Source organism: Agrobacterium sp. InxBP2 (assembly GCF_026191755.1).
In the GTDB taxonomy this organism is placed as follows: Bacteria; Pseudomonadota; Alphaproteobacteria; order Rhizobiales; family Rhizobiaceae; genus Agrobacterium; species Agrobacterium pusense.
In genome coordinates, this window is record NZ_JAINDY010000029.1 from 427,606 (window position 1) to 447,703 (window position 20,098).

At 59.7% G+C, this 20,098-nt stretch carries 16 protein-coding genes; 11 read left to right on the forward strand and 5 right to left on the reverse strand.

Annotated elements, in window-relative coordinates; translation table 11 throughout:
* Positions 1-14: 14 nt before the first annotated feature.
* The 9 genes from K7A42_RS14545 (at position 15) to K7A42_RS14585 (ending at position 12,246) form a co-directional block, all read left to right on the forward strand.
* Positions 15-2,381, forward strand: coding sequence for a molybdopterin guanine dinucleotide-containing S/N-oxide reductase (locus K7A42_RS14545; protein WP_282455447.1), 2,367 nt, complete (start codon positions 15-17; stop codon positions 2,379-2,381).
* 372 nt (positions 2,382-2,753) lie between these two features.
* Entirely contained in the window at positions 2,754-4,409 is a 1,656-nt protein-coding gene (locus K7A42_RS14550; protein WP_035206982.1) for an ABC transporter substrate-binding protein, read from the forward strand.
* Positions 4,410-4,447: 38 nt separating this feature from the next.
* Positions 4,448-5,458: an ABC transporter permease gene (locus K7A42_RS14555; RefSeq protein ID WP_077985655.1), complete on the forward strand. Its 1,011-nt coding sequence runs from the start codon at positions 4,448-4,450 to the stop codon at positions 5,456-5,458.
* Positions 5,455-6,300 (forward strand): ABC transporter permease, encoded by an 846-nt coding sequence (locus K7A42_RS14560; RefSeq protein WP_282455448.1) that lies wholly within the window; start codon positions 5,455-5,457, stop codon positions 6,298-6,300. The genes K7A42_RS14555 and K7A42_RS14560 overlap by 4 nt, the downstream gene beginning before the upstream one ends.
* A complete protein-coding gene (locus K7A42_RS14565; protein WP_220359867.1) occupies positions 6,279-7,997 on the forward strand; it encodes a dipeptide ABC transporter ATP-binding protein in 1,719 nt (572 codons plus the stop codon). Before K7A42_RS14560 ends, K7A42_RS14565 begins: the two co-directional genes overlap by 22 nt.
* On the forward strand, positions 7,994-9,127 hold the full coding sequence (locus tag K7A42_RS14570; RefSeq protein ID WP_282455449.1) for an LLM class flavin-dependent oxidoreductase: 1,134 nt from the start codon (positions 7,994-7,996) through the stop codon (positions 9,125-9,127). Before K7A42_RS14565 ends, K7A42_RS14570 begins: the two co-directional genes overlap by 4 nt.
* Before the next feature lie 108 nt (positions 9,128-9,235).
* Positions 9,236-10,339, forward strand: coding sequence for an LLM class flavin-dependent oxidoreductase (locus K7A42_RS14575; protein ID WP_004445361.1), 1,104 nt, complete (start codon positions 9,236-9,238; stop codon positions 10,337-10,339).
* A gap of 113 nt (positions 10,340-10,452) precedes the next feature.
* On the forward strand, positions 10,453-11,634 hold the full coding sequence (locus tag K7A42_RS14580; protein ID WP_282455450.1) for an acyl-CoA dehydrogenase family protein: 1,182 nt from the start codon (positions 10,453-10,455) through the stop codon (positions 11,632-11,634).
* A 51-nt stretch (positions 11,635-11,685) separates the two neighbouring features.
* On the forward strand, positions 11,686-12,246 hold the full coding sequence (locus K7A42_RS14585; protein WP_136883049.1) for an NAD(P)H-dependent oxidoreductase: 561 nt from the start codon (positions 11,686-11,688) through the stop codon (positions 12,244-12,246).
* Between the two features lie 360 nt (positions 12,247-12,606).
* Here the strand turns inward: K7A42_RS14585 and K7A42_RS14590 are convergent, their stop codons facing one another.
* On the reverse strand, positions 12,607-13,380 hold the full coding sequence (locus K7A42_RS14590) for an SDR family oxidoreductase (protein WP_282455451.1): 774 nt from the start codon (positions 13,378-13,380) through the stop codon (positions 12,607-12,609).
* Positions 13,381-13,468: 88 nt separating this feature from the next.
* Here K7A42_RS14590 and K7A42_RS14595 point away from each other — a divergent pair, with 88 nt between their 5' ends.
* A complete protein-coding gene (locus K7A42_RS14595) occupies positions 13,469-14,086 on the forward strand; it encodes a TetR/AcrR family transcriptional regulator (RefSeq protein WP_006698382.1) in 618 nt (205 codons plus the stop codon).
* Between the two features lie 114 nt (positions 14,087-14,200).
* On the opposite strand, the gene K7A42_RS14600 is transcribed toward K7A42_RS14595, so the two are convergent.
* Positions 14,201-14,653, reverse strand: a complete 453-nt coding sequence (locus K7A42_RS14600) for a hypothetical protein (protein WP_004445368.1) — start codon at positions 14,651-14,653, stop codon at positions 14,201-14,203.
* A 425-nt stretch (positions 14,654-15,078) separates the two neighbouring features.
* Between K7A42_RS14600 and K7A42_RS14605 the strand changes: the two genes are divergently transcribed.
* Positions 15,079-15,801, forward strand: coding sequence for a DUF72 domain-containing protein (locus K7A42_RS14605; protein ID WP_282455452.1), 723 nt, complete (start codon positions 15,079-15,081; stop codon positions 15,799-15,801).
* An 87-nt stretch (positions 15,802-15,888) separates the two neighbouring features.
* Here K7A42_RS14605 and K7A42_RS14610 read toward each other — a convergent pair whose 3' ends face one another.
* From K7A42_RS14610 to K7A42_RS14620, 3 genes are all read right to left on the reverse strand, one after another.
* The gene (locus tag K7A42_RS14610; protein ID WP_004445373.1) at positions 15,889-16,188 is read right to left on the reverse strand and encodes a hypothetical protein; all 300 of its coding nucleotides are present in this window, start codon (positions 16,186-16,188) and stop codon (positions 15,889-15,891) included.
* Between the two features lie 464 nt (positions 16,189-16,652).
* The gene (locus K7A42_RS14615) at positions 16,653-17,957 is read right to left on the reverse strand and encodes an HlyD family type I secretion periplasmic adaptor subunit (protein ID WP_282455453.1); all 1,305 of its coding nucleotides are present in this window, start codon (positions 17,955-17,957) and stop codon (positions 16,653-16,655) included.
* A gap of 2 nt (positions 17,958-17,959) precedes the next feature.
* Positions 17,960-19,711 carry a type I secretion system permease/ATPase gene (locus K7A42_RS14620; RefSeq protein ID WP_282455454.1) on the reverse strand — a complete coding sequence of 584 codons (1,752 nt, stop codon included), beginning with the start codon at positions 19,709-19,711 and terminating at the stop codon, positions 17,960-17,962.
* Positions 19,712-20,098: the final 387 nt, after the last annotated feature.

Genomic DNA, 20,098 nt, shown 5'->3' on the forward strand with positions numbered 1-20,098 from the left:
GCTGGGGCGACACGATGAATTCCTTCAAGACTCACAGTTCTCACTGGGGGGCCTTCTCCGGGCAGCTCACAAATGGGCGACTGGAGATAAAGCCTCACTCCGGCGACCCCCATCCATCCCCGCTACTGGGCAATCTTCCGGCGATCGCCGACAGCCCCGTCCGCATCCGACGGCCCGCTGTCCGGCGGGGGTGGCTTGAGCGCGAAACCGACCATGCACAGCGGCGGGGCGCTGACGACTATGTCGAGGTCAGCTGGGCCGAAGCGACGACACTGGTCGCCGACGAACTGAGGCGGGTCTACGACAGTCACGGTCCAAGCGCCGTGTTCGGCGGCTCCTATGGCTGGTCCAGTGCCGGTCGCTTTCATCACGCGCAAAGCCAGATCCACCGCTTCTTGAATGTCCTCGGCGGATATGTCCGGTCGGTCAACACCTATAGTTCCGGTGCGGCCATGGTCATAATCCCCCATGTCCTGGGCCCTTATGACAGCTTCGACCGAAAGAGCGTGACCTGGGATGCCATCGAACGCAGCAGCGAGCTGGTGCTCGCCTTTGGCGGGATGGCGATCAAGAATGCCGATGTCCACGGCGGAGGGATCAGCACGCACACGGTCCGGCAAAAACTTGCCGGCGCGAAGGCTCGCGGTGCGCATTTCACATTCATCAGCCCTCTGGCAGACGATTTCCCCGCTGAGGCGGATGCCGAGTGGCTTCCCATCATCCCGGGCACCGACGTGGCGATGATGCTCGGGCTGGCGCACGTCCTCGTTACGGAAGGCCTGCACGACCGGACGTTTCTGGAGCGTTATACGGTCGGATATGACCGGTTCGAAAACTATCTTCTCGGCAGGGAGGACGGCCAGCACAAAAGCCCGGAATGGGCGGCCGAAATCTGCAACATCGCGCCGGACGCAATACGCAGGCTGGCGCGCAGGATGGCCGGTTCGAGAACCCTGATCACCGTCAGTCATTCGCTGCAGCGGGCCGATTACGGAGAGCAGCCGGTGTGGATGGGCATTGTGCTTGCCGCCATGCTCGGCCAGATCGGATCGGACGGCGGCGGATTTTCTTATTCCCTTGGCGCGTTGGGCAATATCGGCAAGAACCTGCTCGCCGTTCCCCTGCCAACGCTGCAGCAATTCAAAAACCCTGTGCCGGACTATATTCCCTGCGCGCGCATCTCCGATATGCTGCTCAATCCCGGCGCCGAGTTCCATTACAACGGGCGCACGCTTCTTTATCCTGACATCCGGCTTGTCTATTGGGCGGGCGGCAATCCATTTCACCATCATCAGGATATCAACCGGTTGCGAGCCGCTTTCAGGCGGCCGGAAACGATCATCGTCCACGAGTCCGCCTGGACCTCCACCGCCAGACACGCCGATATCGTGCTGCCCGCCACGACCACGCTTGAGCGTGACGACATCGGCGCCGCCGATCGCGATCCGCTGATGATCGCCATGAAGCGCCTGATCGCCCCCGTCGGCGAAGCACGCGACGATTACGAAATATTCGCCGGCATTGCCCGCGAACTCGGCAGATTCGAGGCATTCACCGAAAACCGCGGCAGCGGAGAATGGCTTGCCTTTCTATACGAAACGACCCGTCAGGCACTTGCCGCGTCGGGCCATGAGGCGCCGGACTTTGAAACCTTCTGGGAACGCGGAGAACTGTCCCTTCCAGTCAAGCCGGACGACGGTGGACCGGCGCGCGCTTTCCTTGAGAATCCCGCAACGAAACCGCTGGCGACCCCCTCAGGAAAGATCGAGATTTTTTCCGGGACCGTCGAGGGTTTCGGTTATGATGACTGCAAGGGTCATCCGCGCTGGTATCCACCCAGAATGGAAACTCCAGACGATGCGCACCTCTATCCGCTGCATCTCGTCTGCAATCAACCATATCAACGCCTGCACAGTCAGCTGGACTATGGCGATTTCAGCCGTTCCACCAAGATCATGGACAGGGAGCCCGTCCGTATCCATCCAGCCGACGCCTCGGCTCGTGGAATATCTGACGGCGATGTCGTGAGGCTTTTTAATCAGCGCGGCAGCTGCCTGGCGGGCGCCCTTCTCAGTGAAGACGTCATGCCGGGGGTAATGCAGCTCGCTACCGGCGCCTGGTTCGAACCAGAGGATCCAACTGCCGAAAACTCGATATGCATCCACGGAAATCCAAATATTCTGACCCGCGATATCGGCACATCGAAACTGTCGCAGGCATCGACCGGCCAGATCGCGAAGGTGGATATCGAGCGCTTCACCGGGGCTCTGCCGCCCGTGACAATTTTCCAGGCCATGCGATTTGTATCGCGAGACCAGGTCGGCCCAGACGCCGAGCCGTCGTCACTCCACGCCGGAACCCCGCATTCCAAGGGGCCCTGAAACACCAATCCAAATAGCCGCCGAAATGACGATAAAATAATTCACTAAATCCATAGAAAAAGAATAACCAGTCTTTCTCCCTCACGCCTGACTGCTAGGTTAAGGGCAAGACGGACAGCGCAGAAGGGAATCGCGCCATGACTGGAATATGTAGAAGCGGGCGCGCTCCTCTGCCACGCAGGTTCTCGGGAACCGCTCGCTAGCGTCGCGTCGCCCAATCAGGCCACCAATGAACTTAAGCATCTCCTGCTCGGCCGAGAGGCCGGCGCGGCAACGGCTTGACATGCGTTTGAGCAGCCACCGCAGAAGCACGCGCATCCCAGGAGATGCCGAAATTGCAACGAAAAACTTTGGAATTTTCAGGATCATACAATGACAAAGCGTCCTTTCTCATCGTCTCTTTCGCGTCGTCGGCTGCTTCTTACGGCTTCGCTCGCTGTTTCCGCCTCGCTGTTTTTATCGACGGCTGCACCTTTGAGTGCTGTGGCCGCAGACACGCCACATGATGGCGGTGACATCACGTTTCTGATCGATTCCCTGGGCGACACGTGGATCCCCAACAACAGCGCGATCTCCAGTTTCCAGGGCCATATATGGGGTCATGTCACGGATAAGCTGCTGTACGTCGATGCCGAAGGCAAGGTCAGCCCGTGGATTGCCGAGCGCTGGGAGCAGAACGACACCGCGACGGAGTTCACCCTCCACCTCAAAAGCGGCGTGACTTTCTCCGATGGCGAACCGCTGGATGCCAAGGCCGTCGTTGCCAATCTCGACATCTGGTATGCCGGCCGCAAGAACGAGGGCATCAACCCGATCGGCCTCTTCCCCAAGACCTATGATCACGCCGAAGCGGTTGATGCGACGACGGTCAAGGTTTTCTTCAAGAAGCCGACGCTCGGGTTCATTCCGACGCTTGGCTACCACGGCTCCATCCTGATCTCTCCCAAGACCATTGCCCAGCCTGCCGGCCAGCAGGCGGACCTCAGCAAGACCGCAGGCAGCGGACCTTATGTGGTGGAGTCCTGGAAAGAGGGCGACCACGTCACCCTGGTCAAGCGCAAGGACTATAATTGGGGTCCCGCCGCAGTCGGCCACACCGGCCCCGCCTATCTCGATACCATCACCTACAAGCTGGTCTCTGAGCCATCCCTTCGCGTCGCCTCCGTTCAGTCCGGTCAGGCGGATGTCGCGTACAACGCCTCGCCCCAGGAACTGAAATCGCTCAAGGAGGAAGGCTTCACCATCGCGACCCCGCGTTATCTCGGCTTCGTCAACGGCTGGGCCGTCAACACCAAGCTTCAGCCCTATGATGATGTGAAGGTGCGTCAGGCACTTCAGGCAGGTATCAACCGTCAGGAAATCATCGACACAGTCTATACGCAGGACTGGAAGCTCGCGACGTCCTTCATCCAGAGCAACGTCCCGGGAGCCACGGATCACAGCGATCTCCTCGCCTACAACCCGGACAAGTCGGAAAAGCTTCTGGACGAAGCCGGATGGGTCAAGGGTGCGGACGGCGTTCGCGTGAAGGACGGCAAGCCGCTGGAATTGACGATCCATTCCAATCCTTATCTGGCAACCTCGAAATCAGTCGATGAGTTGATTGCCCAGCAGCTCGGCAGGCTTGGATGGAAGGTCAATATCAGGGCTTATGATGTCGTGACCTTTGGCGAGAAGGTCAAATTCGGTGGCGCCGCCGTTCCGACATATGAAGTCACCCGCAGCTTTATCGACGCCGGCACGGTCGCAAGCATCCTGACCAACGCCAATAATGGCGAGAACTGGTTTGCGCTGGACGAGCGTGATGCGACGCTCAACGACCTGCGCGACAAGATCGCTGGTGCAGGTTCCGTCGAGGATCGGAAGCCTCTGCTCGATGGCCTGCAAAAATACGTGCTGGAACAGGGCTACTTCATCCCGCGCACGCAAATCGTTCAGCGCATTTACGTGCAATCGCCGAAGCTGAAGGGCGAAGTCTATAACGGCGTCGCTTATGCCAGCTATTACACAGCGTTCATTGCCGAATGACGCCAGCACCCACCGAGTAACGTCAAGGAGGTGACGGCATGAGCAATGCCTACCTAACCTACGCCGCAAAGCGGCTCGGCCAGGCGATCGTCGTCATCCTTCTGGCCTATGTCTTCACCTTCGTGGTCGTCAGCGTCCTGCCTGGCGACCCGATCACCAGCGTTCTGCGCAACCCGCAGAACGGCTTTACCGAGCAGGAGATCGCCGAAATCATTGCGGCACAGGGGCTGGACCAGCCGATCATCGTGCAGCTCTGGCACTCCCTGTCGGCCTTCCTGACAGGCGATCTGGGCATCTCGATGCGCTCCAACCGACCGGTCTCGACGCTCATCGCCGAGGTGCTGCCATCGACGCTGGTCTTGGCCACCGCCGGGCTGACCGTGGCGCTGATCCTCGCCTTTGCGGTCGCCTACGGCACGCAGGTCGTGCCGAAGCGTTACGGACAGGGATTGCTGCGCGCCTTCCCTTCCCTGTTCCTGTCGACACCAAATTTCGTCATCGGCCTGTTTCTGATCCACCTTTTCGGTTTTCAGCTCAGGCTGTTCCGGGTCATCGAACCCGACAGTTTCTGGGCCACGCTGTTTGCGGCGATCACCATCGGCATACCGTTTTCCGCACAGATCGCGGAGGTCCTGATCGCCAATCTCGATCATGAGGCAGAGCAGGATTACGCAGCGGTTGCCCGCAGTCGCGGCATCGGGCCAAGACGGCTTTTCACAACACATCTCCTCAAGCCCGCTTCCTTGCCCGTGGTGACGGTTATCGCCCTCACCGTCGGCGAACTTCTGGGCAATTCGCTGATTACGGAGACGGTATTCGGCCGCACCGGTATCGGCAGTCTCGTCCAGCGTTCCGTCAGCACTCAGGATCTGCCGGTCCTGCAGGCGATCGTCTCGCTGGGGGCCGTGGTGTTCGTCGTCGTCAACCTCATCGCCGATCTCCTCTATCCGCTGCTCGATCCAAGGGTAAAAATTATCGTTGGCCGAAAACGCCGCCTGTCGACGATCGATGACACGTCGCTTGGCCTTGAAACGGGGGCCAAACCATGAGCCTTATTTCCAGCCCGGCTTCCATCAGCAATCCGTTCGAGAGACTGAAAACTCTCAACATAACTGTAACGGTCGGCCTCTCCCTGCTTGTCATCGCAATCGTCGTCGCCTGGTCGATTGCACCGCAGTTTTTCACCACCCAAAGCCCGATCAACGGCGTCCCGGCTGACAAGCTTCTTGCGCCAAGTTTTGCCCATTGGTTCGGCACGGATCATCTCGGGCGCGATCTCTATACACGGGTCGTTTATGGCACCGCTTCATCTGTATCGAGCGCTTTGGTCGCTGTCGTCATCGGCGTCGTCATCGGCGGTGTGATCGGTCTGCTTGCCGGATTTTTCGGCGGCTGGGTGGATATCGTCTTTGCACGTTTTGTCGACGTGCTGTTATCCATCCCGAAGTTCCTGCTGGCGGTCATCATCGTCACGGCAATCGGCTTCGAGACAATCAACGCCGCCATTGCGACAGGCATATCGGCGATCGCCTTCTTCGCCCGTGTGGCGCGCTCAGAGGTCATCAAGACGCGTCAGGCGACCTTCGTGGAGGCGTCGTTTCTCTCGGGTGGCTCACGCGGCTACATCGTGCTGAGACATGTGCTGCCAAACGCATCCCGCTCGATGTTGCCGCTGGCCGTCCTGCAATTCGGCGAGTCCATTCTCGTCATCGCCAGCCTCGCCTTCCTCGGCTACGGCGATCCGCCGCCCTCTTCCGACTGGGGCCTGCTGACCTCGATCGGCAAGGACTACCTCAAGTGGCCCTGGCTCGTTTATGCGCCCGCGTTCGTTACGATCGTGACCGTCCTCTCTGTCAACAGGATCAGCCGATGGCTTCGCAAATCGCATTGAAAACAGCGCCGACCCCTCCCCGGATAGTGGCAGAGGCTCCGCAGCCCGCCATACCCCTGCTCGGCGTTGAAAATCTTGCCGTGTCCTACGGGCGGCAGGAGGTCGTGCACGGTGTCAGCTTCGAGCTTGGGCGTGGCGAAAGCCTTGCGCTGATCGGAGAATCCGGTTCGGGAAAGTCGACCATCGCAAAGGCTGTACTAAGACTGCTTCCCAACGGCGCAAACGCCACGGGCCGGGTCGTTTTCGACAGGCAGGACATTCTGGCATTGCCGGAACGGCGCTTCAGGCCTTTTCGTGGCCGCGAAATCGGCTTCGTGCCGCAGGATCCGGGCAACTCTCTCAATCCTGTGAGAACAATCGGCGCGCAGGCGCTGGAGGCGGCAGCGCTGACGGAAGAGGCCAACCCCGCAATCCGCAAGCTCCTCATTCTGGAAACATTCGCAAAGGTGGGTCTCGACAATCCGCAACGGGTTTACGATTCCTATCCGCATCAACTGTCGGGCGGAATGCTGCAGCGTGTACTGATCGCGCTCGCAATATTACCGCGCCCCGCATTGCTGGTGGCGGATGAGCCGACGTCGGCGCTCGACGTCACAATCCAGAAACGCATTCTCGATCTCCTCTCCCGTCTTCGCGATGAGCTGAACATCAGCCTGCTTCTCATCACCCATGATCTCGCAATAGCGGCGGAGAGGGCGGACAATCTCGTCGTGCTGAAGAACGGCGTCGTGCAGGAAGCGGGCAGGACATCGGCTGTTTTTTCCTCCCCCTCCTCTCCCTATGCCAAAAAACTCCATGGCGACGTGCCCGCGCTCAACCCGGAGCGTTATGCCAAATTTCGCGATCCGGGGTTCAGCCTTCTCGATAGTGACAAATCGCCAAAGATCGCTGTCAGCGGCGTTACCAAGCGCTTCACCGTCGATGGCAAAACCCTGACCGCTGTGGATGATATTTCGTTTACGGTTCCGGCAGGCACGACACACGCGCTTGTCGGCGAATCCGGCTCCGGGAAAACCACGACCATCCGCCTGCTGCTGGGGCTCGAGCAGCCGGAAAGCGGCACCATCACGGTTGCCGACGAGAGCGTTACAAGCAAGAGCCGCGCTTCCCTGCGGTCGGTATGGCGGCATCTGCAACTGGTTTACCAGAACCCGTTCACGTCACTCGACCCGACATGGAAGGTGGGCCAGCTTGTTCGTGAGCCGCTCGACAGATTCGAGATCGGTACTCCGAAGCAGCGATCCGAGCAGGTGCGGGAAGCTCTCGCAAATGTCGGCTTGAGCGAGCACCTCATGGAACGCAAGCCATCAGCCCTGTCAGGCGGGCAGCGTCAGCGTGTGGCAATTGCCCGTTCGCTGGTCCTCAAGCCTGATGTGATCGTGTTGGACGAACCCACATCCGCTCTCGATGTCAGCGTTCAGGCGGATATCGTCGAGGTCCTGCTGTCGCTGCAGGCGAAGCTCGGACTGACCTATGTCTTTGTTTCGCATGACCTCGCCCTCGTCAGACAACTTGCGCACAGCGTTTCCGTGATGCAGCGAGGCCGCATTGTCGAACATGGGACCGTCACCGAGATTTTCGGCAATCCGCGACACGAATACACCGCGTCGCTGCTGAACTCCATCCCATCGGGCATCGCCGGAACGGCCCGCACCCATGCAGCCCCGCACGCGCTGCGGAAGGAACAACTCGCATGAATATTGCAGCAGCGTCGCGCGACCTTCCCGCATTGTTCCGGCCGAAAAGCCGGCTGGGTGTCAATACGCGGGTATCATTCAACGACGATGACGGTCCGGCAAAGGGGCTCCGACAGGGCATAGAATTGTTCAGACAGGCGGAAAGGCTTGGGTATCAGTCCGGCTGGGCCTATCAGCGCCATTTCGACCACTATCTTTCTTCCCCGTTGCCCTTCTTTGCGGCGGTCGGCCAGCATACACGGCACATTACGCTTGGCTCCGCCGTCATCCCGATGCGTTATCAGGACCCCATTCTGCTGGCCGAAGCGGCGGGCACGACCGACCTGCTGATCGACGGCCGGCTTGAACTTGCGATTTCAACCGGGGCAAATGGGGCGTTCGATGCCGTATTTGGATCCGTGGATACCGATGCCCGGACAGAGGCAAAGCGGCGACAGTCGCGTTTTCTTGCCGCCATTGCCGGTGATGTTCTGCACGTTGTTACGCCGAACGACGTTGGTGCGCCTCCGGGAGCCGAGTTGCGGGTGACCCCACACAGCCCCACCTTGCGCAGCCGTATCCGACAGGGCTCCGCCAGTATCGATTCAGCGATTCAGGCCGCCGAACTCGGTATCGGCCTGATTTCCGGTACCGTCCTTCACGATCAGGACGAGGGCGAGACGTTTGGCCAATATCAGGCGCGTATCATCGATGCCTATCGCACTCACTGGCTGCGAATCTGGAAGACAACGCCGCCTCCGGTCGCCGTTGCAGCGTCGATCCTGGTCGGCACCACTCCGGAACTGCGGGAAAAATATGCCGCCTATGACCTTGAACGTCGCACAGTCGGCATTGCGGCCTCACGCCCGAAGGGTGCGCTGGCTCCTGCCGGCCAACCGGCTGGTGCCATGATTTCCCCCGTTTTTCAGGGCGCACCGGATACGGTCATTGAGGCGGTACTGAGCGACCCCGGGCTGGCGGCCGCAGATGAGCTCGTCCTCTTTTTGCCTCCGGCTTTCGGATTGACCGAAAACGTAAGATTGCTCACCGATCTTGCGACGACGGTTGCTCCCTCCCTTGGGTGGAAAACCGGCCCTTATGACGCAGATGCAGGCCCGGCGGCAATCGCCGGTTCTAGGCCACCAGAATAGTCAGGCAATATTTTCTACATTTTCCATAGAAATAGAAAGACCTGTCTTCCTCATATGCCACGTCGGCTTTAGCTTTCACTCGACATTTAGAAACAGCAAGGAGCTCCCATGGCTGCGGAATTCATCAGCGTCAGCTTTCCCAACGCATCCAATGATCTGAACCCCATCCCTGATGCTCCGGTCGATCCGCTGTTTCTGGAACGTTACGCGCGGGCACTGGATGACTACGGGTTCAACTACACGCTCATTCCCTATTCCTCCTCTTCGTTCGATCCCTTCACGCTGGGTGCGACGGTGCTTGCGCACACGAAGAACATCAAGATCATTGTCGCGCTCCGCCCCAACACGGTTTATCCAACGGTTGCGGCCAAGTCCCTCGCCACTCTCGACCAGTTGAGCGGCGGGCGCGTTGTCGTCCACTTCATCGCGGGCGGGAGCGACGAGGAGCAGGCACGCGAAGGCGATTTCCTCAACAAGGAAGAGCGTTACGAGCGTCAGGAAGAATATATCCGCATTCTTCGCCTTGCATGGGCTTCGACGGAGCCGTTCGATTTCGAAGGCAAATATTACCAGTTCAAGCAGTTCCGCAGCGCCGTGCGTCCGACCAATGGCCTTATCCCGATTTCGCTCGGCGGCTCTTCGGATGCTGCTTATCGTATCGGCGGCTCCCTTTGCGACATTTTCGGCCTATGGGGCGAACCGCTGGCTGAAACAAAACAGCAGATTGACCGTATCTACGCCGAAGCCGCAAAAGCCGGGCGCACCGACCGCCCCCGGATCTGGGTTACATTCCGGCCGATCGTCGCCGAAACGGATGAACTGGCCTGGGAAAAGGCGCACAGGGTTCTCGACCGTCTGAACGAGAACCGCCAGAAGGGCCTGTCTCGTGCCCCGGTCAATGCAGCGCCTCCTGCCAATATCGGGTCCCAGCGTCTGCTGGATATCGCCAAGCGCGGCGACGTCCATGACCGCGCGCTCTGGTATCCGACCGTTACCGCCACCAATGCCAGCGGCGCGACGACCGCCCTGGTCGGGTCGCCACGCACGATCGCCGACTCCATTCTCGACTATATCGACCTTGGCGCCGATCTGATTTCGATCCGTGGATACGACAACTATAATGATGCCGTAGACTACGGACGATACATCCTGCCCCTCGTCCGCGAGGGTATTCGCGAACGCGAAGAGGCGAAGAAGAAGGCCGCCGCCTGATCACGGCAGTCCGACCACGCCGTCGGACCGATCCACCTCTCTTCCAAGACCGGGATCATCCACCCCTGTGACGGATGATCCCGCCTGCCGACCATGAGAAAGCCGCTATCCGCATGTCCTATGACCCCACCGCACTCGACGCAGCCGCGCGCGTCCTTTCCGAAGCCGCACCGGATGCGGATCAGACCGGTCAGTTTCCCTGGACCGGTATTCGCGCCGTTCATAAGGCTGGACTTCTCGAAAGCACTGTGGCCACGCGTTATGGCGGACCGGGAGGAACCTTGAGCACCGCAGCCCATATTCTGGCGGCGCTCGGGCGAGGCGATCCTTCTGTAGCGCTTATCAGCGCAATGACGATTTTTACACATCTCGGGCAGGCCACGAAAGGCCATTGGCCGGACGGTCTCTACAGGGAACTTCTTTCACAGGCAATGCAGCAGCCGCTTCTTCTGAACGCCGCGCGTGTGGAACCAGAGCTGGGGTCGCCGGCCCGCGGCGGATTGCCGGCCACGCGTGCGCACCGGACGGCAAATGGCTGGTCGATCACGGGCCGCAAGCGCTTCGTAACGGGTGCCTATGGCCTCACCCATTTTCTCGTCTGGGCGCATACCGATGAGGTTCAGCCGCGGGTCGGCACCTTCGTTGTCCCCAACGGTCTGCCCGGCATCAAGATTATCGAGAACTGGAAAAGCCTCGGCATGCGAGCGACCGGTTCGCACGATGTCGAATATACTGAGGTTGAAATCCCGGCAGAAAATGTGCTGGAGCTCGTTGATCCCTCGGTCGCCCAGCAGGATAATCGCGGCCACGCGGCAATGACGCTTGCACTCACTGCCATCTATCTGGGCGCGGCCGAAGCCGCCCAAGAAGCGTTCATCCGCTTCGCGCATGAGCGCGTGCCGGCTAATCTTGGCCGCCCGATTGCGCAAACGGAACGTTTCGTTGAACTCTCGGGTGAAATCGACCTTCTGGTTGCCGGCGCCCGCCAGATCATCTTTGGCGCGCTCGCAAACCATATTGGCGATGCCGAACACCTGATAAGGGCCCGCCTTCTCGCCGGGAGGCAAATCCGCGACGCTGTCCAGCTGGCGGTCCGCGGCATCGGCAACCCCGGTCTCAATGCCGATCTCGGGCTCGAGCGTCATTTCCGGGATATCCAGTCAGTCCTCGTCCATGCACCTCAGGAAGACACGTCCGTCGCCATTCTCGGACGCGCCGCCTTTGAGAAGTGGAAGACCGGCGAGAATGATCGATCGGCACATCCGGCCGGGCTGTCGATTCTCAAGACGGCCTAGGGCGCGCAGACACAAACCGCATTTATGCAGGATCACCCGAAAGAAAGTTCAATGAGCAACAATCTGATCGTCGGTTTCTCCGGCAACACATCGCGGCCATCAAGCACAAAGCGCTTCGTCGAAAGCGTCAGCGAGGCGCTGGCCGGCCAACTGGGCCTGCAACATCAGGTTTTCGACGTTGAGGATCTCGGCTCCTCCCTAAGCTCGGCACGATCCGTAGCGGACCTGGAAGGCAGCGCGCGGCAGGTCGTTCAGACCATCATCGACGCTGAAGCTCTGGTGATCGGTTCACCGACTTACAAGGGAAGCTATACCGGCCTCTTCAAACACGTCATCGATCTTCTCGATCCCGCCGACCTCAGGGGCAAACCTGTCATCTTGACGGCGACAGGCGGCGGGGACCGGCACTCGCTTGTGGTGGAACACCAACTCAGGCCGCTATTTGCCTTTTTCGAAGCCTTCGTGACGCCGACCGCAATCTACACCTCCGGCCGGGATTACGTGGAAGGGCAGGTTTCTCCCGTGGTGAACGCCCGGGTAAATCAGGCAATCGCAGAAGCCGCGCTTCTCGTCAAAGCCCGTTTCGGAAACGTAACAATCGCGGCAGAATAATTTAGAAATGGACGGCTTTTGCCAAGGCAGGCTGCAGGCGCGACAGAACACTATCGGAATTTGGCTGAACCCGCCGCGACAGCGCCGGTGGCTTTGCCTTGGGCTGCATCCCGCTGGATGGTCGTGCAAAGCGTTTAGACGGCGCGCCGGCAGAATCAATCTACAGGGATCGGCGCGTCACATGTCCGCGACCATGTTTGCGCGTAGCTCGGCGGCACCGCACAAGGGGATAACGACGCCACGGACACGCGTAGCGCCCGTGGATGTGATGATGAACGACGAGCAAGCTGAACTTAATCAGACTCTCCTCGTGGGCTGCTTTTGCTTGAACAGCTTTAGCTAAAGCAAGAGCAACGTACCCTAGATGCGGGCGCCGCCCGTTGCATCGATCATCTGCCCCGTCGTCCAGCGGGCATCGCTGGATGCGAGGAAGGTAATCACGTCGGCGATATCCTCCGCCTTTCCGACGCGCGAGAATACAGAGAGGGCTTCGGCGCCAGCGCGTGCTTCCGGAGACGACAGCCACTCTGCATTCATGTCGGTTTCCGTGACACCCGGCAGCACGGCATTGACTGTGATACCGCGCGTGGCAAACTCCGGTGTCAGCGCCAATGTCAACGTTTCCAGCGCGCCCTTGGACGCGGCGTAAGCGGGATGAGTCGGCGCTGCGATGCGCGTAAACCCGGTCGACACGTTGATAATACGGCCGTTTTCACGGATGTGGTCGGCCACGGCCTGGATCAGGAAAAACGGCGCCTTGTAGTTGATCGTCATCACCTCATCGAACGCGGCTTCGCTCGTCTGCTTCAATGGCAGTGCGGGCGCGATACCGGCATTGTTCACGAGAATGTCGAGAGCGGTCGAGCCCGTCTCGACATGCGCTGCTTCGCTGAACTGCGCCCACAGGCTGTCGGCCGCGTCCTTGCCCTGTCTGAGATCGGCCTTCACGGCGACGGCCTTGACGCCGAGCCCTTCGATCTCGTGCACCGTGGCATTGGCCGCATCCGCGTTGGCGGCATAATGCACGCCAATCAGCGCGGCACCCTCGCTGGCAAAGGCAAGGGCAACCGCCCGGCCGATCCCGCGTGAACCTCCAGTGATAAGGGCTGTCTTGTCTGCAAGTCGTCTGGACATTGATCACTCCGTTGCCAAAATAAATAGTGACCCCTATAAATAAGGAGCGAAACGCACCTGTCAACAATTTAATAGGGACCACTATTTTATGGAGACACCAGTCCGCAGACGAGGCAGACCCCGCCTGCTCGATCGCGACGTCGGGCTCGACATCGCGGCGCGGCTGTTTTGGGAGCGCGGCTACGAAGGAACCTCAACCGCCGATCTGACGAAAGCGATGGGCATCAATCCACCGACGCTCTATTCGATGTTCGGATCGAAGGAGGAGTTGTACCGCCAGGCGCTGGATTTCAGCATTGCTCGTGAAAACAGCCGTCGATCCGACATATTGCAGTCCGATCTGCCGCTTTACGAAGCTCTGAGGCTTTACCTTTACGATATTGCCGATGGAGACACCCAGCCGGACAAGCCGCGCGGATGCATGGTCTCCACGGCCGTCCTGCAGCATGCGGAAGAAAATGCGTCCGTAGCGCGTCTGACGGCGACATTGCGCGAGGCATCGATGCAGGCCCTCAAGACCCGCTTCGACCGTGCAGTCGACGAAGGGGAACTGCCGGCGGGAACCGATACCGACACGCTTGCCCGCTTTTATGGTGCAATCATCCAGGGCATGTCCGCCCAAGCCTGCGACGGCGCCTGCAACGCCTTGCTGAAGCGGCTGATCGACCTTGCTCTCGCAGCTTGGCCCGGAACGCGTATCCCCTGACGGGAGCAGGCCCGCCGGGTGAGCTGACGATCATATCGTTACCCAGATCGGAGCTGATAACTGAAAGCCTGCGGCAGAACGGAGAATCCCGCAGCCCTTCGGGTCGGCACGTTCTCAGATCTGCACTGGCTTGATGGTGTCTATACGGACATCGCCGTCCATCACCCCTCGCGTCAGACCCTGTCGGCCGTGTTCCACTTCGATCACCGTATAGAGTTTTTCATCTCTAAAGGCGCTTGCATTCAACGTCGACACGTCTTCAGCGGGAAGGGCGTCGATCTCCATGAAATCGAGTTCCGCACCTGCAGCGACAATCCGTGCATCACCCGCCGTCCGCGCTGCGACGACCACGGTTCCGTGGGCAGGCGCATTCTGCCAGCGTGGGTCGTCCGGCGCCGCAACAGGTTCAAGGCGATAAACATTGAGGGTTTCGCCGGCGGCCGTTCCGCGCGCTATCTCGGTGGCATCGTCAAACTGAGCCTGGCTTTCAAGCGAGTAGCCGAACCGATTGTCGGTCGTACCCGTGTTTTCGGCGTAATCGCCATCCGTGGATTTTGAGTTAGACATGATATCTCCTCTCTTTTCCGCCTTGACCCTTGGTACAAACCGCGGACCTTGTCGAAGTGTTCCAAGCCCGGTCGGAACTCAGCCATTAGCCAACTGGCAGCAGCGGAAATTTCAATCATCGGTCAGTCTCGGCTCCGGGTCATTGTCCGGTTTCATCGCTACTCTCACGGGAAGACGCAGACGCCAACACCCAACACTGTGTAACGGAAATACTATTCGAGCACCCAGATCCGTCTCGATGCTGCAACCGGCTATTTACCAGCAAGCGACACTGAAAAGAGCCGGCTGGACCCCCGACCGGATCACCGTCGCGGAACCTTGTCAGCCGACGAGGTTTTAAGACGAACTTGGCTGGAGCAAATTTTTGAGCTGAAATCGAGCTTTAAAGAGTTGAACTGGATCCGGTTAGGGGAAGGAGACACGATTTGCCAATCATTGCCACTGCGGCCTGGTCCATCCCGAGAAAGGTGGCCGACCGGTTCCCGGCAGAAGGGAGCGGCCTTCAACGTTACGCCTCGGTCTTTGATGGAGTCGAAATCAACTCCACATTCTACCGTCGGCACAAGGCGTCCACCTTCGCGCGGTGGGCTGAATCAGTGCCCGACCCCTTCCGTTTCTCTGCAAAGATGCCCAAAGAGATTTCGCATACGCGCAGAATGAACGATATAGCCGAACCGTTTGAAACTTTCATGGAAGACCTTGCGCCACTGGGTCGAAAGCGTGGACCGCTTCTGTGTCAGCTTCCGCCATCGCTTGCCTTTGATATCCGGACGTCAGACAGGGCGTTCGAGGCGATGCGTGGGTCTGATAACGGGCAGATTGTCATTGAAGCCCGGCACGAGAGCTGGGCGTCGCAGGAAGCGGTTGATTTGCTGAAAACATACAAGATTGACCGCGTTTTCGCCGATCCGGTGCTCGTGTGGCCTGCGGAAACCTTCAACGAACCCCCGCGATATGTTCGCCTGCACGGAAAACCAAAGATCTATTATTCCACTTATAGCGACGATGAGATCAGGCACTTTTGCGAACTCGTTGCGCCTGACGGTTGGTGCGTCTTCGACAACACCGCCTCAGGCGCTGCAATCGAGAATGCTCTGAGCACGACATCCATACCCGCACGCGATCCTGCGCGCAGGGCATCAGGATGATGCAGGTGCACTTGCGATATCAGTTCCGCGGACGAGGCAGGGATGATACACCGCGATATTCCCGCAAATTCACTGCAATTCCACCCATCATATTCCGGATCCAAAAAGCTCGCGGTCATCATCCCCTTCCCAGGGAGATGGCGCCGAGAGCCCACCGGTATTCGCCGCCGGAACCGGCATCCAGCACTTCAGCTCCGGTTCCGCATATTCAATTATCCGACCCGGTGAGGAATCCGAAGCTCGCCAGCCTTCTGCTCCGAGTCTGTCGCCATTGGACCAATAAACAAGATCCACCTGTGCCGGGCCTTGCTCCGACGAGCGGATCGTCACGAGAATCCGGGTACCGTCTTTCGGTGCGCTTGTCATGTGACGCCACGGCTGGTCCATTTTTGCTCTCCCTTGCCAATGCCCCAAGTTTTGCCTCGCCGTGAGAGGCGGTCAATTCAAACTTTTTGAAACTCACACAATGCAAACGCTTCGCTTCCAGTCCCGGCTTCAACACGGCCGTTCAATTTCTCCGGAAAGCAAAAACACGGCACAGCATGAGCTGCCTGTCCCAGGTTGGACCTGCCTCGACGAACGCGATGCGGTTGCAAAGGGAAGCTACCCCCTGGAGGGTTTGTCGGACAACGATTAGCGGAGGGGGCGTTACGGACATACTGTCCGCTTCATGGAACGACACCGGGCCACATCACACGGAATAGTTACGCCCAAATCACGCCGCTTGGCGGCCCAACCGCTCAGAATTCCGAGCGCCCTATGAAAACTGCAACGCCACGCGCCAATTAAAGCGCATGACATCGCAGAATTGAGCAAACCATTTCGCTAGCTACGCCCCTCGCCCATTGCCTTCAAGCCTCTCTGAAGGTGCGGTTCGCCTGATCAATCAACGGCTTGAGGAAATAGGACAAGACGCTTCGCTCACCTGTCGTGATGAAAGCTTCCACCGGCATGCCGGGCATGAGGCTGAATTCGCCAAGACGCTTTATCTGCTCTTGCGACGTGGCAACACGTACCAGATAAAAGCTGGTGCCCGTTCGCTGATCCACCGTCACATCAGCGGAGATACGCTCCACCGTCCCGGTTATTTCCGGCGTCGTTTTCTGGTTGAAGGCGGAGAAGCGCAGGTTGGTCAGCTGACCGTAATAGATCTGGTCGATATCCTGCGGCGCGACCTTGACCTCGACCACCAGTTTGTCGACTTCCGGCACGATCATCATGATCTGCTCGCCGGGCGCCACAACACCACCGATGGTGTGCACTGAAAGCTGGTGCACCACCCCATCCTGCGGCGCCAGGATATCGACGCGCTTCAGCTGGTCTTCGGCCGCCACCCGGCGCTCGACATATTCACCGATGCGCGCATCCATTTCGCGCAGATCGGAACCCACCTCTTCCGACCATTGTTCGTCGATTTGCAGGATTTGCAGCGCGGTTTCGCTGATCTTCGCTTCGACCCCGGCAATGCCGGCCATCAGCCGGCCAATATCACCGTCGATATCCGTGGCCTGACGCTCCAGTGTGCTGAGGCGGCTTTTTTCCATCAGCCCCCTTTCATGCAGGGAGCGAAAGCGTATGAGCTCTTCATCGACCATGCCCTGCTCGCGCAAATTCGCCGCGCGCTCGGCTTCCATGCCGCTTATCTCATCGCGAAGCTGTCGCACGCGTTGTTCGAGCTGGCGTTTTTTACTTTCGCGAACCGCCTTGCGGTTTTCATACAGGCGCTGTTCGGCATTCATCATGGCCAGAACCTCGCCATTGCCGGCGCGATCGAGCAGCGTTTGCGGAAAAATCACCCGGCCGGCCCGATCACGCTCGCTCTCCAGCCGCGCCTTGCGGGCGGTGTATTGATCGAGGCTCTTGACGATGATGGCGAGATTGGCCTTGGTCATCGTCGCATCGATACGCATGACCACATCGCCTGCCTTGACCCGGTCTCCGTCCCGCACGGCCAGTTCGCTGACAACGCCGCCCACGGGATGCTGGACTTTCTTCAGGCTGGTTTCCACCACCAGAGAACCCTGCGCGATGACCGCACCCACAATCTCGGTACCGACGGCCCAGCCGCCGAAGACGCCGACGAGGGTTAGAAAACCCAGTCCACCAACGAAAATATGGTTGCGGATCGAGCGTCTGAGTGTCTGCCATTCATCCATATTCAGATCTTTCCTGCTTCCGTGGTCTGCACGACCTTGAGGGCGCCTGCCGCACCACCGACCGGACGCAGCACCTTGGCGAGTACTTCCTCCTTGGCGCCGAAGGCCTGCTGCCGTCCGTCAGCGAGCATGAGCACTTTGTCCACGGCCAGAAGCGCGCTTGGACGATGGGCGATGATGACGGCCACGCCGCCACGCTCGCGAATGCCGAGAATGGCAGCCGTCAGCGCCTCTTCGCCTTCGGAATCGAGGTTGGAATTGGGTTCGTCGAGCACAACGAAAAACGGCTCGCCATAAAGGGCACGCGCCAGCGCTATCCTCTGTTTTTGCCCCGCCGACAATTGTCGGCCGGTTTCGCCTACCAGAGTGGAATAGCCATCGGGCAGGCTCACAACGAGGTCGTGGATGCGCGCAGCACGGGCGGCCGCGATGATTTTTTCCGAACTCGCCTGCCGGTCGAAGGAGGCGATGTTTTCCGCAATGGTGCCGTCCAGCAAGTCGATTGCCTGCGGCATGTAGCCGATGTGGCGCGCCAGCGCCTCTGCCGGCCATTGGTCCAGCGTTGCGCCATCCAGACGGATCGAGCCTTTGAGCGGGCGCCAGAGGCCGACCAGCAACCGTGCGAGCGAACTTTTCCCCGAACCGCTCGCGCCGATCACGCCAAGGGCGCTGCCGGCCGCCAGCGTGAAGGCGACATCCTGCAGAACCGGCTCGGTCGCTTCCGGTGGAATGGCGCCGACACGTTCGACGGAGAGAAGGGAGCGGGGCGCCGGAAGGTCCATGCGCATGGCGGCATCCGGCAACAGCGCAAGCGTCTTTTCGAGACGGCGGCGGCTCTGCCGGGCAGCGATGAAGCCCTTCCAGTTGGCGATGGCGAGATCCACCGGCGCGAGCGCCCGCGCCGACAGGATGGAGCCGGCGATGATGATGCCGGGTGTCGCCTGCTCATTGATGACCAGCCACGCCCCAACCGCCAGAATGCCGGATTGCAGCAGCATGCGCAGCACCTTGCTTGCCACGCCGAAACCGGAGGCTATATCGCTTGCAGCGCGCTGTTCGCGCACATAAGCGCGGTTGCCCGTCTGCCAGCGATCGCGCAGGGGCGGAACCATACCCATGACGGCGACGATGTCGGCGTTCCGGCGCACGCTTTCAATCGACCGATTGCGCTGGGAGGCGTGTCGTGCGGCCTCCTCGACGGGGCGTCTGGAGACAAGCTCGGTCATCAGCGTGAACGCGGTGAGAATTGCGGCGCCGGCAAGCGCGGTGGCGCCAAGCCAGAAATGAAAGGCAAAACAGATGGCAATATAAAAAGGCAGCCAGGGCAGGTCGAACAAGGCCGTCGGCCCGCTTCCTGACAGGAAAGAGCGGATTGTATCGAGATCACGAAGCGGCTGTGCCTGGGCGCCGCTGACCGGCAGGCGCAATTGCAATCCGATCACCGCCTCGTAGACCCTCGAGGAGAGGACCTGATCGAGACGATCGGAGATGCGCACCAGAAGGCGCCCGCGCAGGGCATCGAACAGACCCTGAAATACGTAAAGCGCCACCACGATGGCGAACAGCGCCACCAGCGTCGGCAGGCTGCGGCTGGGCAGGACGCGGTCATAGACCTCCATCATGAACAGCGAGCCGGTGAGATAAAGAATATTGACCAGGGCGCTCATGAGACCGACGCCGATGAAAGCGACGGCGCAGCCCGCAAATACACCCTTGATCTGACGAACATTACTATTGGCGGATTGGAAACGCATTTTACTGTCCATTGAAATCGCGGCGGCGGGATCAGCCGGCGGCAATACGCCTGTGACAATCTTCCGCGAACGGGAAAAAGCGCATCGCGAGCGGGCCGGCGATCATGTTTGAAGAGGTCGTCATCTCCTGCCCTTCCTTCGCGACACGGGAGTGGCCCGAGAGCCATGTCGGCACGCCTAGCGGCAAAGGCTAACGTGCGGATGACGGAGACCTGAAAAATCGTAAACGCGCCATAGGGATTTCCCATGGCGGCCATCGGTTTCGTAAAGGGCTGCTGCTTCACCAGCCTACCCTGCATTTCTCGTTGATGAACGACAGGCTGATCGCAGCCAGCGTCGCTGGCGCACAAATGTTACTGAGGGCGATGATCCACGGGAACCCGTGAC